General features: G+C 54.6%; 1 protein-coding gene. It reads right to left on the bottom strand.

Annotated features, from left to right (window positions below):
• Positions 1-369: helix-turn-helix domain-containing protein (locus AB4Z19_RS30480; protein ID WP_182167781.1), on the bottom strand; the 369-nt coding region annotated here is incomplete at its 3' end.
• Positions 370-476: the final 107 nt, after the last annotated feature.

Below are 476 nucleotides of genomic sequence, written 5' to 3'. Positions count from 1 at the left end.
TGTTCGTTTGCTCGCAGAATTGACCCACTCCGATTGACCCACCTTCCACTGCCTGGCAAATGCCGCCACGCGGTCATATGATCCTTCGTAGCCCAACTCCTTAAGTTCCAAATGGAGCTGCTTCAAGTTGCGCCGCTGCTTGCGGGGTTTGCTTGCCTCTGCCTTGAGCCAGGCCGACAGCTGCACGGAATATTTGTCTAAAAGACTCGATGATCGCCGCTCCGCATAGGAGGGCTCCGTGGTTTCCGACCGTAGGTATCGCCGGACGGTGTTGCGAGAGATACCCAGTCGCCTGGCGATCTCCCGGAGAGGAACCTGGTCACGAAGGTGCCAGCGTCGAATTATGCCTAATAAAGCCACGTCGATCACTCCGATCTCCTGTCGAAAGGACAGGGAGAATTGTGCTACGAACGTGGGTCAGATTCCGTTGCAAATTCGTGGGGAAGGTGGGTCAACTTTCAATGCAAATTAACAGT

The organism is Pseudoduganella sp. RAF19, from assembly GCF_052114165.1.
Taxonomy (GTDB): Bacteria; Pseudomonadota; Gammaproteobacteria; order Burkholderiales; family Burkholderiaceae_D; genus Rugamonas.
Note: the sequence above shows the minus strand (reverse complement) of the source record. Positions and strands in the feature narration are given on the sequence as shown.